This window comes from Saccharopolyspora hattusasensis, assembly GCF_050972075.1.
Lineage (GTDB): Bacteria > Actinomycetota > Actinomycetes > Mycobacteriales > Pseudonocardiaceae > Saccharopolyspora > Saccharopolyspora hattusasensis.
Genome location: NZ_JBPCDC010000001.1, coordinates 483,072 through 506,369, shown reverse-complemented (window position 1 = coordinate 506,369; position 23,298 = coordinate 483,072). Strand labels below are relative to the sequence as shown.

At 68.0% G+C, this 23,298-nt stretch carries 18 protein-coding genes and 1 pseudogene; 12 read left to right on the top strand and 7 right to left on the bottom strand.

The annotated features are described in order from the left end of the window. Positions 1-104 precede the first annotated feature (104 nt). From ACRXBZ_RS02505 to ACRXBZ_RS02460, 10 genes are all read left to right on the top strand, one after another. Positions 105-2,186, top strand: a complete 2,082-nt coding sequence (locus tag ACRXBZ_RS02505) for an FAD-dependent oxidoreductase (protein ID WP_433877585.1) — start codon at positions 105-107, stop codon at positions 2,184-2,186. After that, the gene (locus ACRXBZ_RS02500; RefSeq protein ID WP_433877584.1) at positions 2,183-3,058 is read left to right on the top strand and encodes a sugar phosphate isomerase/epimerase family protein; all 876 of its coding nucleotides are present in this window, start codon (positions 2,183-2,185) and stop codon (positions 3,056-3,058) included. The genes ACRXBZ_RS02505 and ACRXBZ_RS02500 overlap by 4 nt, the downstream gene beginning before the upstream one ends. Continuing rightward, a complete protein-coding gene (locus ACRXBZ_RS02495) occupies positions 3,055-4,866 on the top strand; it encodes an FAD-dependent oxidoreductase (protein ID WP_433877583.1) in 1,812 nt (603 codons plus the stop codon). Before ACRXBZ_RS02500 ends, ACRXBZ_RS02495 begins: the two co-directional genes overlap by 4 nt. A 169-nt stretch (positions 4,867-5,035) precedes the next feature. Beyond that, complete coding sequence (locus tag ACRXBZ_RS02490) at positions 5,036-5,836, top strand: SDR family NAD(P)-dependent oxidoreductase (protein WP_433877582.1); 801 nt, start codon at positions 5,036-5,038, stop codon at positions 5,834-5,836. Between the two features lie 221 nt (positions 5,837-6,057). Then, entirely contained in the window at positions 6,058-6,234 is a 177-nt protein-coding gene (locus ACRXBZ_RS02485; protein ID WP_433877581.1) for a hypothetical protein, read from the top strand. Between the two features lie 484 nt (positions 6,235-6,718). Next, positions 6,719-7,327: a sugar phosphate isomerase/epimerase family protein gene (locus ACRXBZ_RS02480; RefSeq protein ID WP_433877580.1), complete on the top strand. Its 609-nt coding sequence runs from the start codon at positions 6,719-6,721 to the stop codon at positions 7,325-7,327. A gap of 170 nt (positions 7,328-7,497) precedes the next feature. Beyond that, a complete protein-coding gene (locus tag ACRXBZ_RS02475; protein WP_433877579.1) occupies positions 7,498-8,958 on the top strand; it encodes an MFS transporter in 1,461 nt (486 codons plus the stop codon). A 393-nt stretch (positions 8,959-9,351) separates the two neighbouring features. Continuing rightward, on the top strand, positions 9,352-9,771 hold the full coding sequence (pcaC, locus tag ACRXBZ_RS02470; protein ID WP_433877578.1) for a 4-carboxymuconolactone decarboxylase: 420 nt from the start codon (positions 9,352-9,354) through the stop codon (positions 9,769-9,771). Then, complete coding sequence (locus tag ACRXBZ_RS02465; protein ID WP_433877577.1) at positions 9,771-10,523, top strand: SDR family NAD(P)-dependent oxidoreductase; 753 nt, start codon at positions 9,771-9,773, stop codon at positions 10,521-10,523. Before pcaC ends, ACRXBZ_RS02465 begins: the two co-directional genes overlap by 1 nt. Positions 10,524-10,617: 94 nt before the next feature. Beyond that, entirely contained in the window at positions 10,618-13,608 is a 2,991-nt protein-coding gene (locus tag ACRXBZ_RS02460) for an SDR family NAD(P)-dependent oxidoreductase (protein ID WP_433877576.1), read from the top strand. A gap of 501 nt (positions 13,609-14,109) precedes the next feature. Here the strand turns inward: ACRXBZ_RS02460 and ACRXBZ_RS02455 are convergent. The 5 genes from ACRXBZ_RS02455 to ACRXBZ_RS02435 all read right to left on the bottom strand — a co-directional run bounded on the left by ACRXBZ_RS02455 (position 14,110) and on the right by ACRXBZ_RS02435 (position 18,808). Continuing rightward, entirely contained in the window at positions 14,110-14,442 is a 333-nt protein-coding gene (locus ACRXBZ_RS02455; RefSeq protein WP_433877575.1) for an SDR family NAD(P)-dependent oxidoreductase, read from the bottom strand. 59 nt (positions 14,443-14,501) lie between these two features. Further along, positions 14,502-15,314: a sugar phosphate isomerase/epimerase family protein gene (locus ACRXBZ_RS02450; RefSeq protein WP_433877574.1), complete on the bottom strand. Its 813-nt coding sequence runs from the start codon at positions 15,312-15,314 to the stop codon at positions 14,502-14,504. Between the two features lie 187 nt (positions 15,315-15,501). After that, positions 15,502-16,740: an MFS transporter gene (locus tag ACRXBZ_RS02445; RefSeq protein ID WP_433877573.1), complete on the bottom strand. Its 1,239-nt coding sequence runs from the start codon at positions 16,738-16,740 to the stop codon at positions 15,502-15,504. A 360-nt stretch (positions 16,741-17,100) separates the two neighbouring features. After that, positions 17,101-18,096 (bottom strand): LacI family DNA-binding transcriptional regulator, encoded by a 996-nt coding sequence (locus ACRXBZ_RS02440; protein WP_433877572.1) that lies wholly within the window; start codon positions 18,094-18,096, stop codon positions 17,101-17,103. A gap of 493 nt (positions 18,097-18,589) precedes the next feature. Next, entirely contained in the window at positions 18,590-18,808 is a 219-nt protein-coding gene (locus tag ACRXBZ_RS02435) for a hypothetical protein (protein WP_433877571.1), read from the bottom strand. A 47-nt stretch (positions 18,809-18,855) separates the two neighbouring features. Here ACRXBZ_RS02435 and ACRXBZ_RS02430 point away from each other — a divergent pair. Together ACRXBZ_RS02430 and ACRXBZ_RS02425 are read left to right on the top strand one after the other, a co-directional pair. Further along, positions 18,856-18,986: pseudogene (locus tag ACRXBZ_RS02430) on the top strand (IS701 family transposase); the annotation flags it as partial. Positions 18,987-19,981: 995 nt separating this feature from the next. After that, positions 19,982-21,070 (top strand): tryptophan synthase subunit alpha, encoded by a 1,089-nt coding sequence (locus ACRXBZ_RS02425; RefSeq protein WP_433877570.1) that lies wholly within the window; start codon positions 19,982-19,984, stop codon positions 21,068-21,070. A gap of 107 nt (positions 21,071-21,177) precedes the next feature. Here ACRXBZ_RS02425 and ACRXBZ_RS02420 read toward each other — a convergent pair whose 3' ends face one another. Both ACRXBZ_RS02420 and ACRXBZ_RS02415 read right to left on the bottom strand, forming a co-directional pair. Further along, positions 21,178-22,452 (bottom strand): ATP-binding protein, encoded by a 1,275-nt coding sequence (locus ACRXBZ_RS02420; protein WP_433877569.1) that lies wholly within the window; start codon positions 22,450-22,452, stop codon positions 21,178-21,180. A 91-nt stretch (positions 22,453-22,543) separates the two neighbouring features. Further along, complete coding sequence (locus ACRXBZ_RS02415) at positions 22,544-23,290, bottom strand: adenylate kinase (RefSeq protein WP_433877568.1); 747 nt, start codon at positions 23,288-23,290, stop codon at positions 22,544-22,546. Between the last annotated feature and the right edge of the window lie 8 nt (positions 23,291-23,298).

Genomic DNA, 23,298 nt, shown 5'->3' with positions numbered 1-23,298 from the left:
AGAACCCGCCGATGGTCGTCTTGGCAAGGTGAATGCAAGCGGCTGCGCCGCTTCCAAAGGCGCGGACGGCATTCGCCGACAGGCTCTAAGGAGGAACACCCACGGTGGAAACACCCCAGACATGGCCGGAAGCGTCATCGCCGGCCGCCCGCGCGCCACTCACGCTCGGCCGCAACGGCCGCGCGCAGCGCACCCTCCACAACCGGCTCGTGAGCGCGCCGATGGAACGCAACTACGGCACGACCGACGGCCGGATCACCGAGCAGTACGCCGACTATCTCGTGACGCGGGCTCGGGCCGGGCTGGCCATCGTCACGACCGAGGCGACGTATGTGCGCGCGGACGGCAAGGGCCGCACCCACCAGCTTGGCCTGCACGACGACGCTGTCATTCCCGGCTTTCGTGCCCTCACCGACGCGGTCCACGCCGCCGGTGCACTTGCCGCCGTGGAGATCAACCATGGCGGCCGCACGGCGCAGTCGGTCATAAGCGGTTTGCCGAACGTCGCGCCGTCGCCCGTGCCGTGCGAAGTCGCGGGCGGCGAGATACCGCATGAACTCACCGCCACCGAGTGCGTGGAGCTGGCCGTGGCCTTCGCGATCGCCGCGCGCCGTGCGGTCGCTGCGGGATTCGATGTCATCAGCATCCACGGCGGCCACGGGTACCTCGTGCACCAGTTCATGTCCCCGCGGACCAACCGGCGGCACGACGGCTTCGCCGCGCCCGAGGCGTTCGGCAACCTCGTGATCGACGCGGTCCGCGCCGCGGTGCCGGAGGCGATCGTCGGGATGCGGATCTCGGTCGTCGAAGGCTGCGACGGCGGACTCGACGCCGGGCAAACGCTCGATGTTGTGAGCCGTCTGCACCTCGACGCGCTCGACTTCCTCGACCTCTCCGCCGGAAGCTACGAGGCGGGCGAGTGGATCGTGCAGCCCGGCGAGTGGAGCCCGGCGGTGCTTGCCGACTACGCCCCCGCCTACCGGCACTTCGGCCTCCCGCTCGGCCTTGCGGGGCGGCTCAACTCGCCCGAGGCGATCGAGCGCGTCCTCGCCGACGGCGTGTGCGACTTCGTTTCGCTCGGCCGAGCCCTCCATGCCGACCCGGGCTTCGTGGACGGTGTGCTCGATGGCGCCGCGTACCGACCGTGCATCGCATGCAACGTCTGCATCGACAACCTCGGATTCGGGCAGGTCACGTGTACCGTCAACCCCGCTGTCGGGCGCTCGCGGGTTCCCGTGCCGACGCCGCGGGTGCGCCCGGTTGCGGGCGGTGTGCCACGTGCCGTCGTCGTTGGGGCCGGCCCTGCGGGGCTCACCGCCGCCCGCGAGCTCGCGCTCAGTGGTGCCGAGGTCACCGTGCTCGAGGCCACGCCCGAACTCGGTGGCCAGTTCGCGCTGGCCACCCGGATGACGTCCACGCCCGATTTTCACCGTTTCCTCGACTGGTCCCGCGCCGAGCTCGAGCGCCTCGGCGTCGACGTCCGGCCCGGCGTCGCTGCGGACGTCGGCGACCTTGGCGCGCTCGCGTGCTCGGAGAGAGCGGACGGGATCGTCGTCGCGATCGGAGGAGCGCTGCCCGAGCTTGGCCTGCGGGTCACGGGGAGAGGAGCCGGCGACGGTGTCGCGGACATCCGCGCGTGGCTCGCCGAGCGCCCAGATCTCCTCAGCGGAAACGCCGCGCCGGAAGCGGTGACCATATGGGGTGCCGACTCGGTGGCGATGGCCGTCGCCGACACGCTCGCGGCCCGCGGTACGCGGGTCCTTCTCATCGGCCCAGAGCCCGTCCTCGCGCCGGAATCCGGCCGCCGTGCCAAGATCCTCGCGGCCCCACGCCTGGCCGCCAGTCCGAACGTGCGGATGCTCCTCGACTCGCGGATCGTCGAAGCTGCACCGGGCCGAGTGCGCGTCGTCGCGCCGGACGGTGAGCGATGGCATGACGCGCCGGGGCCGATCCTCGTCTCCCGCGGCGTCGTGCCACTTGGCGCCTCCGTGGACCGCGAGGGCAGGGAGGCCGCGCTGTCCATCGGGGCCGGAGTGCCGGTCGTGCTCGCGGGAACCGTGGTCGAGCAACTGCCGGCCACGGCATCGAACGCCATCAAGAGCGGCTACGACGCCGCCCAGCGCCTCGCGGCAGCCCTCGCCGAGGCCGCCGCAACGACCAGCACACTCCAGGAGAGCCTCGGATGACCACTGTGCCCACCCAACCCCGGCCCGTCGGCCTCGCCCCGCTCTCCCTCATCTCCACTGCGCCTCCTGACCTCGTGGTCGTCGCCGCCGAGGCCGGGTTCAACTTCATCGGCGTGCGCGTTCGACCCGTAACCGAGAAGGAGCGCCGCTTTGACCTTCAGCCAGGATCCCCGATGCTCACCGAGACGCTGCGTCGCCTTCGCGACACGGGCCTGCGCGTCCTCGACATCGAGTTCCTGCTCATGGACGGCAGCGGCGAAGACGGCCACGGCCAACGCGACGCGTGGCGGCGGATGCTCGAGGCAGGCGAGGCCCTCGGCGCAGCCACGATGACGGTCGCCGGCGCGGACCCTGACCCCGAGCGCTTCGGGGACACCCTCGCACGCCTGGCCGAGGACGCCCGCGGCTTCGGCATCACGCCCACGCTCGAACCGATCTCGTACCAGCGCATCAACTCGCTGCCGTCGGCGGCGGCCGCGGCCCGTGTGGCCAGCGTCGGCGTCGTCGTCGACGTGCTGCACTTCCGTCGCTTCGGCAGCACTCTCGACGAGCTATCCACCATGACAGAGCTGGTGGCGATGCTTCAGCTCTGTGACGGCCCCGTGCAACGGCCGGCAGACCGCGAGGGCCTCGTCCGCGAGGCGCGCGCCAACCGCCTCCCGCCCGGCGAGGGTGACTTCCGCCTCGCCGAGATCGTCGCCGCCCTGCCGCCCGCCCTGCCCGTGAGCGTCGAAGCACCGTCCCCGGGCGCAGTCGAACGCCTCGGCGAGCTTGGGTGGGCGCGCCGCCTCAAGGCCGCCGCCGACCGTGTCCTCACCGACGCTGCCGCCCTGAACCGGAACTTCACGAGCCCGAACGGAGCCGCCCGATGACCATCCCGCCTGCGGCAGTTCTCGCGGACATCGACACTGACGTCCTCGTCGTCGGCTCCGGCGCCGGCGGGCTGTCCGCCGCCGTGACCGCGGCGTACCACGGGCTCGGTGTGGTGGTCGTCGAGAAAGCTGAGGTGTGTGGCGGAGCGGCGGCGTGGTCTGGCGGCTGGGCCTGGGCGCCCGGCAATCCACTCGCCAAGGCCGACGGCGTCGACGAGGACCCGGAGCTCTTCCGCACCTACCTTCGGCACCGGCTCGGGCACCGCTACCAGCCCGAGCGGGTTGACGCGTTCCTGGAGGCTGTACCGCACATGGTCGGCTTCTTCCACGGTAAGACGCGCCTGCAGTTCACGCCTGGCACGAAGATCAAGGACATCTACGGCAAGACTCCGGGCGCCGGCACAGGCCACCGCTCGGTGGGGCCGACGCCGATCAACGCCCGGCGACTTTCGGCACGCGTCCGGAAACAGCTCCGCGGGCAGCTGTACGAGACTTCGTTCCTCGGCATGGGCATCATGGCTGGCCCCGACCTCGTCAAATTTCTTTCGGCTTCGCAGGGCAGCCCGGCCGGACTCATGCACGCGGCCCGGCGGGTCGGGATGCACCTGCTCGATCTGGCCCTGCACCAGCGGGGAATGCAGCTCGTCAACGGGACGGCCCTCGTGGGCCGCCTCCTACAGAGTGCAGAGGACCTCGGAGTCGAGATCCGGGTCAGCACCCCGGCCGTGCGGCTGCTGACCGACGACAGCGGCCGCGTCACCGGCGCCGTCGTCCGCGGGCCGAAGGGGGAGTACCGGATCCAGGCCTCGCGCGGCGTCGTCCTCGCCGCCGGTGGATTCCCCCATGACATCGAGCGTCGCCGTCGCCTGTTCCCCAAAACGCCGACGGGGGCTGAGCACTGGACGCTCACACCCCTGTCCGCGGATGGGGACGGGATCACGCTCGGCGAGTCCGCCGGCGGCCATTTCGACACTGACGTAGAAGCGCCCGCCGCGTGGTGCCCGGTCTCTCTCGTGCCGTACCGCAACGGCAGGGTCGGGACGTTTCCGCACATCATGGACCGCGCGAAGCCCGGCTCGATCGGCGTGCGGCGCGACGGGAAGCGGTTCGTCAACGAGGCCGACGGCTACTACGACTACGTCTCGGCGCTCGTCGCGGCTACGCCGGAGGGCGAGCCCGTCGAGTCGTGGCAGATCGCAGACTCGCGCTTCGTGCGGAAGTACCCCCTTGGCATGGCCAAACCGCGACCTGCACCGCTATTCCCCTACCTACGCTCGGGATATCTGAAGAAGGGGCGCACGCTCGAAGAGCTCGCGCACAAGTGCGGAATCGACCCCGCCGGGCTACGCGACACCGTCGAGCGATTCAACGACAACGCGCGGTGCGGTGTGGATCCCGACTTCGAGCGGGGCGAGACCGAGTTCAACCGCTACGGCGGCGACCCCAAGATCGGCCCGAACCCCTCGCTCGCTCCGATCGAGAAGGGGCCGTTCTATGCGGTCAGGGTCGTGCCCGGGTCGTTCGGGACATTCGCGGGCCTGGCCGCGGATGGGCGCTCACGGGTGCTTGATGCCTCTGGCCAGCCCGTTGCTGGGCTGTTCGTGGCGGGCAACGACCAGGCCAGCGTCATGGGCGGCTTCTACCCGGCCGGAGGCATCAACTTGGGACCGGCGCTCACCTCCGGTTACATCGCGGGCCGTGAGCTTGCGGGTGCCGTGGCGTACGAGGACGCGGCGGATCTGCCGCATCACGGAGCGGACCGCCGTGGCCTGCGCGACAAGACAGTTGGTGCGGAGGGACTGGCATGAACTGCGAGCTCGGGCTTGCCCATCTTTCGGCGCTCCACCTGAGACCTAAGCGTCGAAGTCCCCGACCTCTGGGCCGTCGCCGAGACCGGCGTCGAAGCCCATCTCACCCGGGTCCACGCGGTCGCCGTCTCTTGGACACCCTGACCGAAAACGAAAGCGAGGAATGCACGTGCGTGACCATCTGACCACCGAAACCCAGCAAGTCCATGCACCCTCACCGGTGCACGCGGAGCCGTTTTGGTCGGACCGCTTCACAGACCACGTCATCCTGGTGACCGGGGCAGCAGGCGGTCTCGGATCCGATACGGCGCGGCGGCTCGTCCGCGAGGGCGCGCGCGTGGTGTGCACCGATGCCCGCTCGAGCGGCGCCGCAGACGGATCCAGCCCAGACGACTGCCTCTCACTCGACGTGACCAAGCGCGCGGCTTGGGACCAGGCGCTCCAGACGACACTCAGCATCCACGGCCGCGTGGACGGCGCGCTCTTCGCGCACGGGATCCAGGGCCCGGAGGCACCCGTAACCGAGATGCCGTACGAGGGTTGGGTCGCCACGCTGCGCGTCAATCTCGACGGATGCTTCCACGGGCTCGCGAGCCTCTTGCCAGTGCTCGTCGACCAAGGCTATGGGCGCGTTGCCGTCCTCTCGTCGATCGCGGCACGCGAGGGAAATCCGCACCAAGCTGCCTATTCGGCATCGAAGGCTGCACTTGTCGCCCTCGTCAAGACAGCCGCCAAGGAGGTCGCGACGTCCGGGGTCACCGTCAACTGCATCGCACCGTCGATGATGCGGACCAGGCTCCTCGACGACCTCAGCCCGGAACGCAACGCCCAGCTCCTCTCCCGCGTCCCCATGGGACGGGTCGGGGAACCCGAGGAGTTCACAGCACTCGCGGCCTGGCTGCTCTCGCCCGAGGCCAGCTACATGACCGGCCAGACCCTCGACCTGAGCGGTGGACGCAACACGGCATAGCTCCCGCAGATCCGTTACAGCGTTTCCCGCGTCGCCCGGAGCCAGTTGTGAGAAGCGAGCCACGTCTCCCGAACGGTTCAGCCTCCGGGCCGCCGTCGTCGGCACCGGAGGAATCGCCGCCAGCCTCCTGTCCGCCCACGAAGCCCTTTCCGGCCAGTTCGGTCTGGTCGTCGCGATCGACATCAATGCCGAGCACGCGGCCCTACCGTGATCTGCACGCCATGCTCGACGAGCAGCAACCCGACGTCGTCTCGATCTGCACACCTGCGGCCATGCACGTCGTCGACCCGGTCGGCACCGCGCTGTGCTGCCGAGTAAACCGGCTCGCCGCGCGTGAGTCTGAAGGCGATCCGTACGCGTCGTTCGTTTCCAGTAGCGCTGAACCTGAAAAGCCTTGAGTGGTGAGGAGAAAACACAACATGACGCATCCGATTCGACCCGGACGCCTATGCCCGGGCGGCGGTCCTGCCGTCCGGGCCGGAGGCCGAGGAGGCGGCCCGCCTGCGCCGGGATCTCGCGGTTTCCGGGTATCCCGTCCTGCGGAAGTCGTTGTTGTACGGCGATCCCGGTCCTTGTGGGACTTCCACCGCCCGGCCGCCGCGTTGGTCGCGCCCGAGGGCGAGCAGTGGATGCGTTGGCGGGATGGCGCGCTGGCCGCGCCGCGGCGCGGCGGTGCGCATATCAACGCGCTGTCGCGGGAAAATCCCGACCACCTGGCCGATGCCCAGGTCCGCGTCTACACCGTCGAAGCCGGGCGGCTACGGCATGCGCGGTCTGCGCGGCGAGTACGAGATCCCGGGCGCGACGCTGCCCGTGGGCCGGCGATGACCAGGCCGAGGCTGAGCCTGGTCGAAGAAGCGCAGCGGCGATCTCGGAGTCCCCGTGCAGGACATCGAGACGTTACGGCTCAATCCGGACACCAATCTTCGCCGCGACTACGAAGAGTTCCTCGCCACCGGTGCCGAACTCGGAGCGAGCACGATCGTTGTCGCGGGCATGGATCCCGACAGGCAGCGGCTGACCGACAACTTCCGAGAGCTCGCCGAGCTCGCCCAGACCTTCGGCCTGACCCCGAATCTCGAGTTCATGCCGTGGACGGGCGTGCCCAGCCTCTCCGTTGCCGCGGAAGTGCTCAAAGCTGTGGACCATCCGAACGTCGGGCTCCTGATCGACTCCATCCATTTCGACAGGTCGGGTAGCGACCCCGCGGACCTGGACCAACTGCCGCCGAGCTGGTTCACTTCCATCCAGCTCTGCGACGCCGTTGCAGAGCGACCGACGACCACCGAGGGCCTTATCCACCAGGCCCGGCGGCAACGGGAGATCCCCGGACGAGGTGCGCTCGACGTGCTCGCTCCCCTGCGTCACCTTCCTGGCGACATCTTGCTCGCGCTCGAGGTCCCGTTGACCACTCCGTCGCCCCTTTCCCCAGAGAAGCGAGCTGCGGAGATCCTCGAGTCGACCCGCGCCCTTGTAGGCCGGCTCGACTGACCGACCAGTCGAGCGAGCACACTGCACCGCAGATCCCGGGCGGAACCTGCCGGCGAATGCGTGCAAACACGCCGCCGCAGCGCGCCGCGGCGATATAGCACAACGACGCCTTTCTGCCGCCCGACACCGCGGCGGGCGTTTACAGGACAGCTAGCTGCAAGGAGGCAGCGATGCAGGACGAGACAATGCAGGAACCGAAGCCTGACGCTAGGGCCGCGGAACCGACGTTCTCTAAAACGCCGAAACGGGCTGCAATGAGTGGCTGGCTCGGTGGCGCACTCGAGTATTACGACTTCTTCATCTATGCGCAGGCCGCCGCACTGGTATTCCCGACGTTGTTCTTCCCGAAGGGCGACGCGACCGTGGCGATCATTGCCTCGCTTGCGACGTTCGGTGTCGGATATGTCGCGCGCCCGATCGGTGCCGTTGTATTGGGGCACCTGAGTGACACCATGGGGCGGAAGCGAATTCTGCTCATCTGTATGCTGGTGATCGGTCTGTCGACGACGGCTATCGCCTTCCTTCCCGCATATGCGGCGATCGGGTGGCTTGCTCCGGCGCTCTTGACGTTGTTGCGCCTGATCCAGGGCTTCGCCGTCGGTGGCGAAATTGCGGGCGCCAGCACGATGGTCGTGGAGCACGCACCGTTCGGCCGTCGCGGGTTCTTCGGCAGCTTCGCTCTTCAAGGGGTCCAGGCAGGCCAGTTGATCGCAGCGGCGATCTTTCTGCCGTTGGCTGCCGCGATGCCGCAGGACGCGTTCCACTCGTGGGGCTGGCGGATCCCGTTCCTGTTGAGCCTGGTCGTGCTGCTCGTCGGCTATCTGATCCGGCGCGGGGTGGAGGAGACCCCGGTGTTCCGGGAGGAAGTGGCCGAAGGCGAGGTCGTACGTTCGCCTCTCAAGGCAGCGTTCAAAGAGAACGGCGTCAACATCCTGCGGGTATTCCTGATGTCCAACATCAACGTCGTACCGGTCACCGTCACGGTTTTCGGGGCGACCTATGCGACCAGCGCGGCGTACGGCAACGGGTTCTCGGCGACGAACTTCCTGTGGATCACAGTGATAACCAATATCGTCTCTCTCATCTTCGTTCCCGTATTCGGCGCTATGTCCGACCGGATCGGCCGACGCATCACCTGCGGCACGGGAATCTTCGGATCTGCTGTTCTCAGCATTCCCTTCCTGTACTTCATCTCAGTGGGAAACGAGATCATGGCGATGGTGTTCGCCGTCCTGATGGCCGGCGTGCTCTATTCCAGCCACAACAGTGCCTACGCGGCCTTCTATCAGGAGCTGTTCACGGCCCGTACCAGGGTCAGCGGATTCGCTCTGCCGTTCAACGTGGGAACCGCGCTGGGGGCATTCATGCCAACGATTTTCGCGGTGCTCGCGCCGCCCGGCACAAACGTTCCGGTGATCGTGGGTGCCATGATCGTCGGGATCGGAGTCCTCGCCGCCGCTGCCGCGTTCTCGGCCAAGGAGACCTCCCGCATCCCCATGTCCGAGCTCGGAAAGAAAGACGCGCGCCCGCTGTCGCCCGCCGAGTACAAGCGGGCTCGCTCCGACGACGCCGGCGCCGCGACCATGACATCGTCCACCTCCCAACAGGCACCCGATGGGAGGGCGCGATGACCGTCTCGTTCGGGCTGGCAGCGCTACGGCCGAGCAGGTGAGCTGAGCGGCCTCGACTGGATACGGATGGGTGAGCGTCCGGGTCGTCCCGGCCACCCCCGACGAGCCGCAACGCGACACCGTCGGAGACACCAGACTGGTCGCGAGACCCGAAAGCGCAGCGAGGATCTGGGATTCCCCGTGCTCGACGTCGAGCCCCTGAGACTCAAGGCAGAGACAAACGTCGTGCGCGGCTTTGAGGCGATCTTGGCACCGGCGCACAGCTCGGCGCCGGCACCGTCGTGGTGGCCGCGTTCGGTGACGTGCGGACACGGCTGGTCGACAAGTACCGGCAACTCGAGCGATGACCACGCGCGCGACGAGAGGAAACGCAATGGAACGAGAGGAGACACAGTGGACGAGCGTGACCGCTTCGAGCAGGGGATGAACCTCCGGCGGAAGACCTTGGGTGACGATTGGGTGGACTCCGCCGCCACCGCGACGACCGACTTCAGCGCCGACTTCCAGGAGATGGTCACTCGCTACTCGTGGGGGGAGGTGTGGTCCCGAGACACGCTGCCGCGCAGCACTCGAAGCCTGGTCACCATCGGCATGACGGTGGCGCTGAACCGCCCGGAGGACTTCCGCGGACATGTGCGAGCCGTCCTGCGGGGCGGTGTCACTCCGGAGGAAATCCGCGAAGTGCTCATGCAGACCGCGATCTACTGCGGTGTCTCCGCGGCCGACTCCGCCTTCCGGGCCACTGAGGAGATCCTCGCCGAGCTCGGACTCACGACCTCGTCCCGAGCAGACCGGAACAGTGAGGACAACTGATGATGACCCCCGTCCGCTACGACTTCACCGGCCGCACAGCAGTAGTCACCGGTGGAGCTCGCGGCATCGGCCGCGCCATCGGCGAGCGCCTCGCCCGCGACGGCGCCCGGGTCGTCGTCTGGGACCTCGACCCGAAACACTTCGACAGCACCGTGAACGACTACCGGCCCGCCGACATCGTCGCCACTGACGTCGCCGAGCCCAGCTCCGTGGAGGATGCATTCGCACGCACGCTCGACGTCGTCGGCCACCTCGACATACTGGTCAACAACGCGGGCATCAACGGCCCGATCGTTTCCGCATGGGAGCTCGACCCGAAGATCTGGCAACGGATCCTCGACGTCAATCTAAACGGCGTGTACCACGCGAGTCGCGCTGTGGTCCCGCACCTGCTGGAGCGCGGCCAGGGACGCATCGTCAACATCGCCTCGATGGCGGGGAAGGACGGCAACGCGCAGCAGTCCGCCTACTCGGTCTCCAAGGCCGGCGTCATCGCCTTCACAAAGTCGTTGGGCAAGGAGTTGGCCACCGGTGGCGTTACCGTCAACGCCATCGCGCCGGCCATGGCCCAAACCGAGCTGTTCGCCCAGATGACTCCCGAGCACATCGCTGCTGGTAAGGCGAAGATCCCGATGCAGAGGTACGTATCCGTCGCCGAGATCGCCGATCTTGCTGCCTGGATCGCCAGCGACGAGTGCTCCTTCACCACCGGCTTCACCTTCGATGCGTCCGGCGGCCGCGCCACGTACTGAACCGACTCGAGAGGCCGGAGAACCGGGCACGGGCGTCGAACTGCACACGCCGGGCGCTGACTCCAGGCGACCAGTAGGAAGGGACAGACAAATCATGAGCCTCCACGACAAGGTCGCGCTCATCACCGGCGCCGCGAGCGGGATGGGCAGGGCAGAGGCTCTCGCCCTCGCCAGCGAGGGTGCGCGGGTCGTCGTGACGGACATCGACGACGCCGACGGGGCCGCCGTCGCTGATGAGATCACAAAATCCGGCGGTAACGCCGCCTTCGTCCACCTCGACGTCACCGACGAGATTTCCTGGGCCGCGGCGGTGAAGACGGCTCAGGCACGATTCGGTCGGCTGGACGTGCTGGTCAACAACGCCGGGATCAGCGGCACATTCGACCCAGACCTGACGAGCACCGACTTCTACGACACCCTGATGCGGGTCAACGCCCGCAGCGTCTTCCTCGGAATCAAGCACGGCTGCGCCGCGATGAAGCTGTCCGGTGGAGGGGCAATCGTGAACATCAGCTCCATCTCGGCCTCGATTGGTCAGTACGGCGTCCACATTGGTTACGGCGCGTCCAAGGCCGCCGTGAAGTCCATGACCACCTCGGCTGCCGGCATTCCGGTCCGCTCTACGCGACCGGCGGTACATGCCCGCTCCTTCGTGCAGAGACGCCTGGGAGAGAGGGCGCGCCATCCAGGTGGCGCCTTGGGCGCCGGCGAGATTTACTGCTCTCTGGCCCTTTGGGGACGACGGGAGTACGTATTGACACAGGCTCCGGTGCGGGAGGCTGGCGGTCTGCCGCACGAACTGACCAGCTTCGTGGGGCGTCGCGAGGCGACGGCCGGGGTGAAGCATGCGCTGGCTGACGCGCGGCTGGTGACTTTGATTGGCTTCGGAGGGGTCGGTAAGAGTCGCCTGGCGGTGCATGTCGCCTCGGAGCTGCGGCGGGCGTTCCCTGACGGTGTGCACCTGGTGGAGTTGGCGAAGGTGCAGGATGCCGCGCTGGTGCCGCAGGCCGTTGCGGCCGCACTGGGCCTCCACGATCAGACGGTCCGCGACGCCACGACGGTCGTCGTCGAGTATCTGGCCGACAGGAAGCTGTTGTTGGTGCTGGACAATTGCGAGCACCTGGTCCACGCCTGCGCCGCGCTGGCCTCCACGCTGCTGGCCAGCGCTCCGGGGCTGCGGGTGCTGGCCACCAGCCGGGAACCGTTGGGCATCCTCGGGGAGCAGGTCTGGCCGGTGCCGCCGCTGTCTGTACCTGCGGCGGACGAACCGCTGGACTCGCCCAAGCGGTGCGAGGCGTTGACGTTGTTCGAGCAGCGCGCCGCGGCGGTGTCGCCTGGGTTCACCCTGGACGACGGCAACAGGGCAGCGGTGGCCCGGTTGTGTCAACGGTTGGACGGCATCCCGCTGGCCATCGAGCTGGCAGCGGTCCGAGTGCGCGCGCTGTCGGTGGAGGAGATCCTCAACCGGTTGGAAAACCGGTTCCAGCTACTGACCGCCGACCAGCGGACGACGCTGCCCCGGCACCAGACGCTGCGCGCGACCGTGGACTGGAGTTACGAGCTGTGCACCGAAGCGCAACGGCTGCTGTGGGCACGTTGCTCGGTCTTCGCCGGTGAGTTCGGCCTCAACGCCGTCGAGGCGGTCTGCGTCGGAGAAGGCCTCACCAGTGTGGACTTGCTCCAGAGCGTGACCGGGTTGATCGACAAGTCGGTGCTGAACCGGGTGGGGGACGCTGACGCGCCGCTTGCCCGGTACTGGATGCTGGACACCATCCGGCACTACGGTCGGCAACGCCTCGCCGCGGCGGGGGAGGATGCCACGCTGCGTCGCCAGCACCGCGACTACTACCTCGGGTTGGCCGAGCTGTCCAATGCCGAATCCGCCGGTCCGCGCCAGGGTGAGTGGATCGCGCGGCTGCGGGCGGAACGTCCGAACCTCTGGGCCGCGCTGGACTACTGCCTGGCCATACCGGCCGAGATCCGCACGGGTCTCCGTCTGAGCACGGCGCTGTGGTTCTACTGGATCGCCGGCGGCTCCGTCCGCGAGGGCCGCCACTGGCTGGACCGGGCACTCGCGCTGGATACCGAGCCCAGCCCCGAACGCGCCCGTGCGCTATGGCTCACCGGATGGATCGCCATCTGTCAGGGGGACGCCACCGGGGCCCTGAGTCTGCTCGAGCAGAGCCGTCGTCTTGCCGCACAGCTCGGGGACGACACGGCGCTCACCGATGCCCTGCAGGCAATCGGGTGTGCCCTGGAGTGGAACGACAAGCCCACCCAGGCCACGGCGCTGCTGGACGAGGCGTTGGCACGCCACCGCGCGTCGGGGCGATGGACCGCTCCCGGCTTGCTGAACTTCGCGGAGCGGGCGCAGGCCGCGGCCCTGCTCGGCGACACCGAGACGGCCACGGCACTGCTGCGCGAGGCACGGACGCTGTGCATGCGGCGCGGCGAACGCTGGGCGCTGTCGTGGACGGAGTGGGGCGTCGGCCTGGGCTGGTGGCGGGTGGGCAAGCCCAGCCAGGCAGCCCTTCACCTTTCTCCTGCTCTGCGGAAGAAGCAGGATGTCGACGATCGACTTGGCATCGTGTGCTGCGTCGAACTGCTGTCCTGGGTCGCCGTGGCCACCGGTAATCCCGACCGAGCGGCCGTGTTGCTAGGTGCCACGGAGTGGATGTGGGAACGCATCGGCAGACCACTATTCGACACGCCTACCCTGCTCGCCTGGCGCGACCAGGCGCGTGTGCGTGCCCGGGAAGCACTCGGAGAGGATGAGTTCGAGAGCTGCCGCCGGCAGGGCAGCCAGATGAACCAGCACGACGTGATCGCCCTCGCATTGGGCCAGCGCGCCGCACCGGCTGCCTGCGCACCAGCACGGTCACCGGTCACCTCGCCGCTGACCAAACGGGAACGCGAGGTCGCCGCGCTGGTCACCGCCGGCAAGTCCAACAGCCAGATCGCGGCCAGCCTGGTGATCTCCCAGCGGACCGCCGAATCCCACGTCGAACACATCCTCACCAAACTCGGATTCACCTCCCGATGCCAGATTGCCGCCGCGTGGGCTGCAAAGGACCAGCAACGCTGAGGACCTCGACACCCCACGATCATTCCATCTCGTAACCAAGCCGACGATGAAATGCGCTGTTCCCACGCCTTAGCGCCGACCGCGGTGCGCGGATGTGCAGGGCCTCTACCGCTACGTCAACCGGGCATTCTGTGGTCTCTACGGCCACAATGCCGCACACCCGCGGCAGCCAAGCCCGCACGACACAGCCCGTCCAGGCAGCCCCGACACCACGCCGTCGTCGGGGAACCCTCGCCCGTGGACACGTCGTGGCGGAAAAGCGGTACCGCAGGTCCGACGGCCAGATCGGTTGGATGCGGCTTCGTGGGGGTGGGCTGGTGGGCTGGTGGTGGTTACGGGGCCCAGCGGCACCGCGTACGGCGGCACCTGGTCCGTGGATCAGGTGCCGCCGCTGGTGGTGCGCTGTCCGCGCTCGCTGAGCAGTTCTCCGAGGAACCGTTCGCGGCGAACCGGCGGGTCAGGCGGTGTTGCGTCCGCCGCTGAAGTCGAGGTGCTGGCCGGTCATGTAGGCGGCCTCGGGGGAGAGAAGCCAGGTGGCCAGTGCGGCGAACGGCCGTGGATGCTGATGGCCTGGTCCCAGTCCTCGCGCTTGGTCACATTCAGCGCCAGGCAGTTCTCGGGGCTGGAGCCGTCGCCGGCGCCGCCGGAGCGGACGTCGGTGCACATGACGCGGGCGCCCTCCTGGGCGAGGCGCCTGGCGGTGGCGGATCCGAGACCGCCGGCTGCTCCGGTCACCAGGAACACCTGGCCGGCGAAGCGATCCGGCCAGAATGCTTCGGTGTGCAGCACGGGGTGCGTGCCGATGGTGTCGGGCGTCGTGGTCTGGTCAGGCATTGGGTTAGTACTCACTTTCACTTGGTGGTCGATCACAAACGGGGCTGAGTGGCTCGTGGCTATCGGTTGTTCTGGGCGAGGAGTGTTCTGGCGCCGGTGAGGACGTCTGCGGCGCGCTTCTCGGCGGGGACGGGGCTCGGGGTTTGCAGGGGTACCTCGAGGGCGATCATGGCGTCGGTGGCCATGGCCTGGAGCTGGCCGTGGAGGTCGAGGCCTCCCTGGCCGGGGATCTGTCGGGCGTGGCGTGCCTGGTGGATCAGTTCGTCGGTGGTGGTGGGTCGCTCGGTGGGGGCGTCACATAGATGCATGGACTTGCGCCAGGACTTTGGGAGGGCGGCGAGCTCTTCGGGGGTGCTGCCGGAGCGGTCGAAGTGGATGGAGTCGACGGCCAGTCCGGTGGCGGGGTGGTCGACCTCGGCGAGCAGCTGGGCGGCGTCGCGGACTCCCTTGACCTCGGTCCAGGGCATGAACTCCACGTTGGCGGCCAGGCCGTAGGTGTGGGCGAGCTCGGCGAGCTGGTGGTAGTTGTCGGCTAGTCGTGACCGGTCGTCGTCCATGCCGGCGACCGCGACGCTGCGGGCGCCGAGCTGGGCGCCGGTGGCCAGGTAGACCTCGTAGTCGCGCACGTCGGTGTCGGGCTTGATGCGGAGGGTCTCGACGTCAAGGACTGGGATGCCCAGGTCGTCGGCGCGTTGGCGGGTCTCCCGGATCAGCTGGGTGTCTCCGGCGGTGTCGCGCTGCGGTTCGTGCGGGGTGGCCGGGATGAGCCTGACGCTCACCCATCCGTACCCTGTCGCGGCCGCACAGCTGACTTGCTCAGCCGGGTCCAGCTCCAGCACCGTCAGCGCCATCAGCCCCAGCAAGGTGGTCATCGTGCCTCCCCGTCGCAGGCCCGCCGCGCGTCTGTGTCGAGATGGGGAGTCTCCGCTGCTCCGCGGAGCTGGATCCGAGATGTCATGTCGTTGCTTTCCCTTTCTTCGTGAGGGGTCTCAGGTGACGTGCTGCGGGGCGAGGTGACTGGCGACCGCTGTCGCCGAGGGCGTCACCGTGCCGGTCGGCTCATGCAGACTCCGGCCGTGCCGCGGACCCTGCCGTGGTCCATCGGTAGGCGAACAGGCTGGTGACCAGGGCCGCGAGGCAGAGGCCGGCCAGCAGCAGCCCACTGCCGAGCCAGTTGCCGTCGTGTCCGGCGAGAGCGGTGGCGGCCAGGGGGATGAACCCGCCGACCGCTCCGGCGAGGGCGAAGCCGAACCCTGCGCCGCTGTAGCGGACGGAGACGTCGAACATGCCGGTGAACCAGGTTGGCTGCACCGCGGTCGAGATGTTGTGGCCCAGGTTGATCAGGCCGAAGAGGGCCAGCGACAGCAGCAGCAGCGAGTCAGAGCGCAGGGCCAGGAAGAAGGGGATCGCGGCCGCAGCCGAGCACAGGGGACCGACGATGTAGAACCACCGGACGCCGACGCGGTCGGCGAACTTGGCGTACGTCGGGGTGAGAATGCAGCCGAGGACCAGCGCGATCATCTGGGCGGTCAGCACGGTGCTCGTCGAGTGATCGGTGTAATTCTTCACGTAGACCAGAGAAAAGGTGAAGGCGATGTAGAAGCTGGCCTGGTCGACGAGCCGCATGCCGATCACGGCCAGGATCTGCAGTGGTGCGGTCCGCAGGGCATCCTGCAGCGGCGACTTGACGCGCTGATGGTTTTCCTTGGCCTCGACGAACTCCGTGGATTCCGCGACTCCGAGGCGGATGAGCAGGCCAAGGACGGCGAACACGAGGCTGATCAGGAAGGGGATTCGCCAGCCCCACGCCTCGAACTGGGCCTGTGTCGTCAGGCTCTGCATCAGCGCGAACATGGCTGTGCCGAGTATCAGCCCAATGAAGGAACCGAACTGGACACCGCTGGACAAGAAGTTCTTCTTGCCCTCCGGCGCGCTCTCTACGGCCATCAGTGCGGCGCCACCCCACTCGCCGCCGACCGCGATGCCCTGCACCACGCGCAGGAGCACCAGAAGGATGGGGGCGGCGACGCCGATCGTGTCGTAGGTGGGCAGCGCGCCGATCGCCGCGCTGGCCAGACCCATGAGCACCACCGTGATGAACAGCATCCGCCGGCGCCCGATGCGGTCACCGAAGTGACCGAAGATCGCGCCGCCCATCGGCCGGAACACGAACCCGACGGCGAACGAGCCCATCGACGCGAGAACGCCGACGAACTTGTCCTCCGTGGGGAAGTACTGCGGGCCAAAGATTGTCGCCGCAGCGATGCCGTAGAGGAAGAAGTCATACCAATCGATCACGGCACCTGCCATGCCGGCCCCGGCTTGACGGCTGGGGGAGGCGTGCCGCGAATTCTGCGGGCTTGCCGTCGAGGCGGCCCCCGTCTCCGCGCGGATCGTACGAGAATTTTTGTGGGACATCGTTGTTCCAAACCTGGTCTGCCATCGAGAAAGTTGGGCGAGCCGTCGGGACGTCCTGCGTGGTGGTCGACATTGACCGATGACTACGTATTCATTTCGGTTGCACAACCGTAGGGACCGAATCTGGCCGGCGTCAATACATCGACCCAGATAGGTGTCGAGCTCAGGCGAGGGGTACCGAGCGTCTCATGCGTGAGCGCACCGGCTCACGCCCCTGCGCGGGCACGCTCCCGCGGGCGGCTAGGCCGGTGCGGCGGTCGTCCCGCGCACGACCAGCCGCACGGGATATGCCGTCCGCGAGGTCGGGCCATGGTGCGCGCCGTCGAGCCGGTCGATCAGCACGTCGACCGCTTTCGCCGCCATCTCGGTGTGCGGCTGATGCACGGTGGTGAGGTCGATCATCGACCACCGCGCCGGTTCAGAGTCGTCAAACCCGACCACGGACAGCTCCTCGGGGACTCGGATCCCGAGCCGGGACGCCGCGTCCAGCGTCGCGAAGGCGAACGCATCCGTCGAGCAGAAGATGGCGGTCGGCCTCGGATCCATGGTCAGTAGCGAGCTGGCCATCTCCACACCGTGGTCGTGATCGATCGGTCCTCGCCGCACGTACGTCTCGGGCAGGTCCAGGCCGCGTGCCGCGAGCCCATCCCGTACGCCGTCCTCACGGTCGCGGCCGTTGCTCACGTTGCGTCGGACCGTGACTACGGCGATCCTGCGGTGCCCCAGCTCGGCCAGGTGATTCGCGACCAGCACGCCGCCCGCGTGGTCCTCGCTCACGATGGCGTCCACCGCTAGACCGCTTACGTCACGGCTCAGCAGCACCACCGGCATGTGAGCAGCAACTCTGGCGGCCGTCTCCGAACCCTCCGTCGCGGACATGAAGATCACTCCGTCGACGATCGCTTCGCTCAGGACTTCGGTGGCGTCGGTGTCGAGAGCGTCCTCGGGGTCGCGGATGAGCGCCATGCGGTACCCGCGTGCCGCCGACCGCTCCTGAATCGCGGCGATCGCCGGCGCATACAGGGGGCTGGTCAGGTCGGCCACGACGACGCCGAGTGCCTTCGCCCGGCGAGTGACCAGCATCCGCGCCGCTGGATCGGGTCGATATCCCAAGGCCTGCGCCGCCTCGACAACCCGCTTGCGGGTCTTCTCGGTGACCCTGGGATGTCCGCGCAGCGCCCGCGACACCGTGGCCTGTGACAGCCCCAGATGCCGAGCCAGATCGACACTCGTCACCATGCAAATGAGGTTACGCGAACGGGCCTGGCGTCCGGCGAGGAACCCGGCCGCAGGATCTCCCCGAGCCGCGCCCCCTTCTGGCCTGACGGGGAGGGTCGCCGCCCGACCGGGCCTTGCTGGAGTCGGCCCGACCGCCTTCGCCTGTCGGACAAAACTCAAGCGGATTCCTTTGAATCTGTTGGAGTTTCGTCCCTCCTCCGCTGGGGCAGCCCACCTCCCAGGCGACGAGCAAGAACTGAGAATAATTCTGATAATCCGTGTCGCTGCTTGTAGACGTCTTTGTCGAATGCGGCGCGGTTGGCGCGGGACCCGTGGGCCTTGTCGTCGAGCGCCCGGTTCGGCCGGCGGCGGGGTCGGCCGCGACCAGGCCGGGGCACCCAGATACGGTCGAGTACCACCTGGAACTGGGGCGAGTCACGCCGCTGGCCAGCGGTGATCACGATGGACAAAGGATTTTGTCCCTGTTCGACCGCCAGGGGAGTCTTGGTCTTCACATCTGTAACACCGTGACCAGCGCCAACCGTCCTGGTGACCACCCCGGCCTGCCCCGCGCCCCGAACGCCTCGGTGAACTCCGCATCGCTGAACAGCTCACCCAGCTCGTCACGGACCCGCATCGCCAACGGGTTCTCGCCCTTGCCCGCCGCCGCCCGCGCGGCACGCACGGTCGCCTCCGGAATCCGCGGCCACGGCCGGGGCTGCGTAGACACCACACACTCCATCCTGCGGCCAGGAAGCGCGTAAGTCGACCGCAGAAAGATGGAACCGCTGGACCACTCTGATGCTCCTGGCTCACCTCTTCCTCGCCATCACCACCATCGCCGCACGCGCGCCAAACTCACATCCGCCGGGCTAATTCCCTTATTCCTCAACGAAATCTGGCACCTATCCCGGGGCTCCGACGGCGGTCCAGGCCAGCGACCGGTGGCATTTGTGGCACGGCCTGGCTGCGGCGGCAGAGAAGTGCTTTGTCGCCCACGCGGCCTGCTGGAAAACCACGCCCCGCCCCGCGCGCTCGGCGCTGGCCGCGCGCACCAGCGAGCGGCACGCCGCCGTCCACAGCCTACTCGCCCAGGGCGTGGAGTTATTGGAGTGCTCTCGATGCCTGGGCTGGTCATTGAACACGGTCAAGCGCGGCGGGCGTGAGCCCCTCTTTGCCAGAGCTGCCCATTCAGGCACGGATTCCCGTACGTACAAGCAATGGCCTTCTGCTGGAGCACCGGGGCCGTCACGCTGAAAGCCCAGTCAGCGGCGCGCGATGCCAGGAAGTCCGCAGCGTGGGCGCGTATCTGACCACCGAACCTTAGCCACGCCCAGCGGCTCGAATACGTTGCGCCCGTCAGTGCGTCCTCCTCCCCATTGGGCGACCTTGGCCTGAAGGAGTACCGGATGACTCTGAGCCTTGATCTTGTTGCCGCCGTTGTCCTCGGTGGTCTGAGCGGCGGTGCTGCCGCTGAGGCAGGTGCGCAGCAACTGCTCGGGCCGAAAGGATTCCCAATGACGTAGTCAAGCAGTGAGAATGGCCCGCTGTGAGTTCGTCAGGCCGCTACCGTGCCGTGGTCGGGCGCGCCTACCTGGAAAACGCGGTTGTCGCGGATGAGTGTCCACAGCACACTCCAGCGACGACGGGGCAATGCCAGCCGGCCTGCTTGTATGCCTTGCCTTCGCGCCGCTTCCTGTCGTAGCGGGCTCGCGACGTTGGGCAGCAACGGATGGCTACCTGCGCGGACAGGTAGAGCATGCGCAACAGTCGCCGGTTGTAGCGGCGTAGTCGACGCAGATTGCCTCTGTTCCCGCCGGTCAATCCGATGAACTCGGCGTCTGGGCACTCTTGATCTTACGACTGAACAGAACAAACCCAACTCGGATGATAAGGACACCGAATGTACTCGCACGCGCATACGGTCGGCTCCACGCTACGTCACCAGGAGCCGCCCGAGGCATACCGGCAGCCGACCGAGGGCACCATCAGCTACGCCCGCGCCGACACTTTCGCCCTCGACACCTCGCAGTACACGGATGTCGAGGCAGCACGAGCGCTCGCTCACCGTGTCCGTCTGGGCGGAGTCGTGAACCGATGGCCTGCGACTTCCCCGGACCCGGCACCGAGCAGAGCACTCAGTGACCTGTTCACATCCTGTCGTCGCCAGCAACGCGCGGCGCTCATTGGGTATCTTCCGGCGGGCTATCCCACCATGGCCCGCTGTCGCGCGGCACTGCACGCGATGGTCAGCAGCGGAGTCGATCTGGTCGAGATCGGATTGCCATACCCCACAAGGTTGGACGGTCCCACTGTGCGGGCGGCCACCCAGGCGGCCAGCGCGGGCGGCGCCACCGTGCAGCAGGTGTGGGAGCTGGTTGAGGCGGTCAGCGCCGCTGGTGGCAAGGCAATGGTGATGGGCTGCTGGGGCCCGATCCAGCAATACGGCCCGGCGGAGTTCGCCCGCGACCTCGCCAGCGCGGGCGGGCTGGGCGCAATCACCCCGGATCTGCTGCCCGGCACCCACCCCGAGCAAATCTGGCGGCAACACACCGACGACTACGGGCTGGAACGCACCTATCTGGCCTGCCCTGGCGACAGCGATGCCGCCGTAGTCGCTGCGGCAGATGCCTCCACCAGCTGGGTCTACGCCGCCACCGGACACCGCACCGGCGGTGCCGCTCCTGGCGCGCAGCATGCCCACGCCCTCGTGAAACAACTCCGCGCCTTTACCGAGTTGCCCATCGGACTCGGATTCGGGATACGTACCGGCGCCCACGCTGCGGCTATGGCCCGCCACGCCGAGGCCGTGATCGTCGGCAGCGTCCTCGTGGAAGCCGCCTCGCACGGGCCGTCCGAAGTGGCCGGCTTGACCACCGCGCTTGTCCACGGCCTGCGACGCCGCGAGCTTGCCACCGCCGGATCCTCGCAGGAACACGAGACCCACGCCGACTCGTTACCGCAGCAGCGTTCGCGAACTGCACCGGCATAGCCCCAGTCCAAGTCGCAAGAGGTCAGCGTCTCGGTCTCACCGATCACCGCAGCTCAGCGCGATCAGGTGTGTTTGTCCTGTCGTTGTGGTGGGGAGAGCTTTCGAGTTCAAAGGCGGGTGTAGGACTCGATGTCCTGCTGGAACTCCGAGATCGCACCGGGCGTCAGGGTCGGCCTGGTGTCCGAGATTGCCTGGAGGTAGTCCTCGGTGGTCGCGGTTTCCCCGTCCGAGTCGAGAACGTCCCGCTCGAAAGCGAACTGGGCGCCCTTGCGGGCGGCGAACTCGATGTCGGCGGGCGTGAACAGTTCGCTGCGCTGGACCAGGAGGTCGAGGTCGACCGAGTCGCGTGCGGGACCGAGGTAGCGGGACCAGATGGCGCGGCGGGCCGGTGGGTCCGGTGGGCCGACCGGGATGAGGTAGTCGAAGCGCCCGGGACGCAGGAACGCCGGATCGAGGGAGCGGACCGAGTTCGTGGCGCAGATCAGCAGTCGGTGGTCGTGCTCGCGGAAACTGGGGATCAGCTTGAGCAACTCGTTGGTGACGCCGTGGGCTGGGCCCGCCGCGGGTGTGGAGCGCGTGCCCGCGATCTCCTCGACCTCGTCGATGAACAGTACAAGGTCGTCGAGTTCCTCCAACTCGGCGAAGGTCCCGCGCAGGGATACGGCGAGGCCGCCGGGGGACGACGCCGCCAGCCGGGACGGGAACAGTTCCACGAACGGCCATGTGAGCCGGGATGCGATGGCCTTGGCGAAGCTGGTTTTGCCGGTGCCCGGCGGACCAAACAGCACCACCGCCTTGGGCGGGAGCACGCCGTGCCGTTCGGCGCGCTCAGGGTGCGAGAGCGGCAGGACGATGCGGCGTTCGATGATGTCTTTCTCGCGTTCCATGCCCGCCAGCGCCTCCCACAGTCCGGCGGGCAGCAGCCGGCCACCGAGATCATCGAGCACGCTGAACTCGGCCGGGGCGAGGTGCTGTACCTTCTCGAAGTACGTCAGACCGGTTCGCGGTCGGTAGCCGGAGTTCTGCATCGACTTGAACCCGGCGTCACCTTCGGGGACGAGGCTGCAGATGCGATGCACTCCCGTCGAACGCAGCTTCTTCTCAAGCTCGGTGAGCAGAGCGCTCCCGATGCCGCGGTTGCGCCACCGCGAGTCCAGGGCGAACAGCGCCAGCCACGCGCGTTCGCCCTGCACGTGGGCCACGGCCATGCCGACGACGTTTCGGTCGACCGCGGCGACCAGCGCCGGGTGGCCGGCTCTGGCCATCGCGACCACCTCGGCTGCCGAGAAGACCGGCTCCACTCCTTCACGGCTCTGGTCCCAGATGTGGATGGCCTGGTCCAGGTCGTCGTCGTGGAAGTCGCGAACTCGCCACGCTGGCAACGAAATCCTCCCGAGTCCAGTAGCCGGTAAGTCCAGCCGGGTGCGACGATGCTAGGGGCGCCGGCGTTGCAGTCGCGTTGCAGGTGTGCGATCAGGATCGTCCACTGTGCCCAGTGTGCCCAGTGTGCCCACTGTGGTCTGTTGTGCCCACAGCACTGATCGCTCGCTCGCCGACTTCCGCGACGGGCCCGCTCGCGTCGATTCGCACCAGCAGACCTCGTTCTCGGAAGAAGCCGAGGAGCGGACGGGTTTGCTGCGCGTAGAGGTCCAAGCGGCGGCGGATCGCCTCCTGGCGGTCGTCGTCGCGCTGGGCCAACGCGCTGCCGCACGCATCGCACGAGCCTTCCACGCGGGGCGGATCGAACTCGACGTGCCAACTGCGACCGCATTCCCGGCACGTTCGCCGACCCGCGAGGCGACGTACGATTTCGTCCTCGCCGACGTGCATTTCCAGGACCCCGTCGATGTCGGTTCCCGATCGCCGGAGGAGCTGTTGCAGGAACACGGCCTGCTCGACGGTGCGGGGGAATCCGTCGAGTAGGAAGCCACCGGCGGCGTCGTCTTCCGCGAGACGGTCGCGCACCATCTCCAGGGTGATCTCGTCGGGAACCAGCTCGCCCCGGACCATGAAGGTTTGAGCCCGCTCGCCGAGAACGGTTCGGCCACCGACGTGGCGGCGGAAGAGGTCTCCGGTGGAGATGTGGGCAACGCCGAGGTGGGTTGCCAGGGTGTGTGCTTGGGTTCCCTTGCCCGCCCCGGGAGGTCCGACGAGGATCACGCGTCGGGGTATGTCCTGCTTCGCCTCCGCGGTCGTGCGGCTGGTTTCGGTCCACGTCATCTTCGTCT